Origin of the sequence: Limnohabitans sp. (genome assembly GCF_036804465.1) — a bacterium.
In the GTDB taxonomy this organism is placed as follows: Bacteria; Pseudomonadota; Gammaproteobacteria; order Burkholderiales; family Burkholderiaceae_C; genus Limnohabitans.
This window is the reverse complement of record NZ_DAIRSK010000008.1, coordinates 22,902-28,659: the sequence shown is the minus strand read 5'-3', so window position 1 is coordinate 28,659 and position 5,758 is coordinate 22,902. Positions and strand designations below refer to the sequence as shown.

Annotated in this window: 1 protein-coding gene; it reads left to right on the top strand. The window is 53.0% G+C overall.

All coding sequences use genetic code 11. The features are described from left to right. Positions 1-5,012 (top strand): beta strand repeat-containing protein (locus tag V7Q41_RS05725; protein WP_442918807.1); only part of this gene is annotated, 5,012 nt, incomplete at its 5' end. Positions 5,013-5,758 lie beyond the last annotated feature (746 nt).

Sequence of the window (5,758 nt, the reverse complement as noted above, 5' to 3'; positions counted from 1 at the left end):
CAGGCCAAGTGGCTGCGTTGACCAGTGCCCAAGTGGGTGCGCTGGAAACAGCCGACCTGAACAAGCTGACGTCTGACCAAGTGGGTGCCATCACCACCGCCTCGTTGCGTGGTTTGAGCACGACCCAAGTGAGCAACTTGGGCACAGCCCAGGTGGCAGCGTTGACGACAGGCCAATTGGCTTCGATGACAACAGCCAGCGTGGCGGCCTTGACCACGGCCCAAACCGTGAGCTTGACGACAGACCAAGTGGCGGCGTTGACCACCGCACAAGCCCGAGCCATTGAAGTGGCTGATGTCGCTGCCTTGACCTCGGTGCAAGTGGCTGCGCTCAGCACCGCTGGCGTGGCTGCCTTGACCACCGACCAAGTGGTGGCGTTGACAACAGCGCAAATGGACAAGCTGACCACAGGCCAAGTGGCTGCGTTGACCAGTGCCCAAGTGGGTGCGCTGGAAACAGCCGATCTGAACAAGCTGACGGCTGAACAAGTCGCAGCTATTGCCACGGCTTCCATCAGTGGTTTGACGACGGCTCAAGCCAGCAAGTTGGGTACAGCCCAGCTGTCAGCCTTGACCACCGCCCAAACGGCGGCTCTCAGCACAGCCAATGTGGCGGCGTTGACGACAGATCAAATCAGCACCTTGACCACTGAACAAGTGGCCAAGATGACGACCGATCAAATCAAGGCTATCGCTGCGGCGAATGTGGCCAAACTGACCACAGATCAAATACAAGCCTTGACCACAAACGCTGTGGTGGCCTTGACAACTGCACAAGCTGCAGTTTTGACCAGCGCGCAAGTGACCTCGATGAGCACGGCACAGTTGAGCAAGCTCGAAACCGCTGACTTTGCAGCCTTGGGTACTTCTGCGATTGCAGCTTTGACAGTTGACCAAGCGACCAAGCTGACAACGGACCAACTGGTGGCCTTGACCACAGACCAAGCGGCCAAGCTGAGCACCGATGCGCTGAGCTCGTTGAGCTCCGCCCAAGTGGGGGCGCTGCAAACAGCTGACTTGGCCCAAGTGAGCACCGCTGCGATTGCCGCCATCACCACGGCTGCACTGGCTGGGTTGACCGATGCGCAAATGAGCAAGCTCACCACGGCGCAAGTGGCTGGCTTGACCATCGACCAAGTGGCTAAGCTCTCAACTGCCCAAGTGGCTGCTTTGACCACAGCGCAAGCAGCGGTCTTGAGCAGCGACCAAGTGCAAGCGATGACCACGGCACAAATCAAAGCCATTGAAACGGCTGATTTTGCTGCCTTGACCACCGCTGCCATCAGCGCTTTGACCACGGCACAAACGGCGGCCTTGACCACTGACCAAATGGTGGCCTTGACCACCGACCAAGCGGCTAAGTTGAGTGCTGACTCTGCTGCAGTGCTGAGCACGGCGCAGGCCACTGCCCTACAAACCGCGGACTTGGCAGGCTTGAGCACGGCCGCTGTGAATGCGTTGACCACAGCCGCAGTGTCAAAGTTGTCCACCTTGCAGGTGAGCGGCATGGGCACCCAGCAGATTGCTGCGCTGAGTCTGGACCAAGTGGCCAAACTGACCACTGACCAAGTGGTGGGCTTGACGACGACCCAAGTCGCCGCCATCACCAGCGACCAATTGGCTGTCATGACCACAGCGCAAGTGGCTGCGATGGAAACACGTGATGTGGCTGCCTTGACCACGGCTCAAATCAGCAAGCTGACCGAAACTCAAATGGCTGCCATGACCACGGCCCAAGTCAAAGCCATTGAAACGGCCGACTTGGTCAAGCTGACCGAAGCACAATTGCAAGTCATCACCACCGCCGCAGTGGCTGCGATGTCGATCGACCAGTTGGCCAATATTGGCTCAGCGCAAATCGGCAAACTGACACTGGGCCAAATGGCTGCTTTGGGTTCTGCCCAAGTGGCTGCCTTGACCACGGCCAATATGCAGCAGCTGAGCAATGACCAAGTGGCCTCCATCACATCTGCCGCTGTGAAAGGTTTGACCACTGACCAAATCAGCACGCTGAAGACGGCGCAACTGGCAGCCATGACCACCGCACAAGTGGCCAACTTGACGGTAGACCAGCTCAACAGCTTGACCACGGCTCAGTTTGGCAAGTTGACGGCTACCCAAGTGGCTGGTTTGACCACTGCGCAAGTGAAGTCTTTAGAGACTGCAGACTTGGTGCAGCTGACGGCTGAAGACCAATTGCAGGCCATCACCATCGACGGCATCAAAGCCATGATGGCCGAATCGTTCACTGCCTTGACCACGGCTCAAATCAGCAAGCTGAGCACAGGCCAAATCAATGTGCTGAGCAACGCGCAGCTGCAAGCCATTGAAACGGCAGATTTGCAGAAATTGACCAATGAGCAAGTGCAGGCCATCACCACAGCAGGCCTCAAAGCCATGTTGGTGGAACAGGTGAGCGCCTTTACTACTGCACAAGTTGCGGCATTGACCACGGCACAAGCCATAGCGTTGACGGCTGACCAAATCGTCGGCTTGACCACAGCCCAAGTGAGCAAGTTGACCGAAAACCAGCTCACCGCCATGACCACGGCACAAATCAAGGTGATTGCCACCGATGATGTGAAAGCCTTGACAGCGGCTCAGCTGCAAGCCATCACGACCGACGGCATCAAGGCTTTGACGGTGGACCAAATGGCAGTGATCACCACCGCGCAAATCTCGAACTTGCTGGACACCCAGGTGAGCAAGCTGAGCGTGACACAGCTGCAGGCGCTGGCCTCTGACTCATTGCGTGCTTTGACTGAAACACAAATTCAGGCCATCACCACCACAGGCATCAAGGGCTTGGCCCTGGATCAAGTGGCTAGCCTGACCACCAAACAGTTGGCTGCTTTGAGCACCGACCAAGTGGTGAGCTTGACGGCCAGCCAAATTGAGAGCTTGACCACAGCGCAAATCAGCAAACTGACTGAGACGCAAATCGACAAGATGACCACGGCTCAGATCAAGGCCATTGAAACGGCTGACCTCGTCAACTTGACGGCCGCTCAGTTGCAAGCTATCACCACGGCGGGTGTGAAAGCCCTGTCGGCAGACCAAGTGACGGCGTTGACCACTTCTCAAATCAATGATTTGACCGTGGCGCAAGTGGGTGTGTTGTCTGCTTCGCAAGTGCAAGCCATTGAAACCGCTGACTTGGCTCTGTTGACCAATGACCAAATGGCGGCTTTGACCACCACGGCCGTCAAAGGCATGAGTGTGGATCAGCTGAGCAAGATCACGACGGCACAACTGGCGTCGTTGACCACAGCCCAAGTGTCTGTGTTGACTGCTGACCAATTGGCTGGTTTGACCACCGCACAGATCAGCAAGCTGACCGAAACGCAAGTGGGCACCCTGACGTCGTCGCAAATTAGGAACATAGAAACAGCTGATTTGCAACAGATGACAGCGGCGCAGCTGCAGGCCATCACCACCACGGCTGCCAAAGCGTTGACGGTTGATCAAATGACCGCTTTGACCAGTGTGCAGATCAGCAAGCTGACTGAAGCACAAGTGGGTGTGTTGAGTGCTGCTCAAGTGCAAGCCATCACCACCACCGCGGTGCAGCAGATGACCAACTCGCAAGTACAAGCCTTGACCACCACGGCGGTGAAGGGCATGTTGACCGAGCAAATCAGCAAGCTCACAGCCACACAGTTGGCCAACTTGACTACGTCTCAGGTGGCGGTGTTGACGGCTGATCAAATTGACTCATTCACAACGGCTCAAATCAGCAAGTTGACAGCAGAGCAAGTGGGTGCGATGACCACGGCGCAAATCAAGACGATTGCGACGGATGATCTGCAGCAGCTGACAGCGGCGCAGATCCAAGGCATCACCACCGATGGTGTGAAAGCGTTGTTGATTGAACAAGTGAGTGCCTTCACGACAGCGCAAATCAGCAAGCTGACCGAAGCACAAGTGGGTGTGTTGTCTGTTGCCCAGGCGCAAGCACTGGAGACGGCCGATCTGCAAAACTTGACCAATGCCCAAGTGCAAGCCCTGACCACAGCAGCGGTGCGCAACTTGAGCACCGATCAAATCAGCAGCTTGACGCCTACCCAAGTGGCCAACTTGACCACGGCGCAAATTGTGTCCTTGACCACGGCTGACCAAGTGCCAGCCTTGACCACGGCGCAGGTGAACAAATTGACAGGCGATCAAGTGACTGCCATGACCACGGCGCAGATCGTGGCGATTCAAACCGCTGACATCCAAGCCCTGAACAACACGGCGCTGCAATCCATCACCACGGCAGGTGTGAAAGCCTTGACCACAGACCAAGTGGTGGCCTTGACCACTGCCCAAATCAGCAAGCTGACGGCAGAGCAAGTGGCAGTGATGACCACAGCACAAGTGGCTGCGATTGAAACTGCAGATATCTCTAAGCTGACCAATGAGCAAATTGCTTCTATCAGCACTGCCGGTATCAATGCGTTGACAGCGGTAGCCTCTGGTCAGATTGAGCAGCTGACAGCGTCTCAGTTGAGTTCGTTGACCAGTGCGCAGGTGGTGGCCTTGTCAACAGCGGCTGTTGCAGCATTGTCAACAACCCAGATCAGTAAGCTGACAGCGGAGCAAGTGACTGTGATGACGACTGCTCAGATTGCTGCGATTGAAACGGCAGATTTGGTGAAGATGACCAACAGTCAGATTGAAGCTATATCTACTGCTGGTATCGTGGCCCTGACGACAGCACAAGTCAATGCTATTACGACAAGCCAGATCAAAGCCCTAACACCAGCGCAGATCACGGCCATTGCAACGGATGACATCAAGGTAATTGGAACTGATCAACTTCGTTTGCTCCAAGATGAACAGGTGGCTGCAATCAGCACTGCAGCTATTGCAGCATTGACTACCAGCCAGGTCCAAAACTTGAAGCCTACTGAATTTGCTGCAATGTCAACTACACAGCTTAAAGCTTTGGACGACACTCAAATTGGTGCGATGACCACAAGTCAGTTGAATATGTTGGGAATGACTACTGCTCAAATTTCCGCCTTGTAATCTGCCTTTAAGTTGAGTTTGTATCAGTGTAAAGAATGTTGCTTGGCGCGGGAGTAAAGCCTTTTATGTGGCTTTACTCCCATGTGTAAGGCCGATGCAGACCTATGCAACGTTTCGGCTAACGAAATAAATCTTTCCACGCTAATTTAATTAAAAACGCGACGTTTATGCAGTTTAATTTCGAATTGAATAAGGTGCTTCTGTTTTACTTGAACTAGGACTAATCGCTATTTTCTGCAAGTCTGACATTTTTCTTCCTTATGGATTATTGTTTAGATCAAAGCGCTCTACAACCACTATGTAAGCTCTGGTTGCTCCAGAGGTAGTCCAATTCACCGAAACTACCTACAGGATGCTACACCGAGCATGGATGGATATTCTGTAACATAATTTATTTCCACCCGGTAAGCCATTAGCTCATCAATATTGCGCTCAAATTCAATATAAGTTTTGCTGAAATTTAATTTCAAATTTGGCACAATTAGGTGTGCGGCAATCGTACTTTTAAATCTGTTGTTTTTTCTTGATTTGACTAATAAATAAATCGATCTGGTGTTGTTAATTGCTAATGGTTTTCATCGGTTTTAGGGATTAATCAAATTAAAATTTAACATTTTGTTAAACTAATGCTTGGTGTATCACTTATAACCGTATGAAATCCAATTGCATTTTCTAGTAATACTCCATTTTTCTGAAGCCTCTCAAAAATTAGATAGCTATGTAGACGTTCAAGGCAAAAAGATATT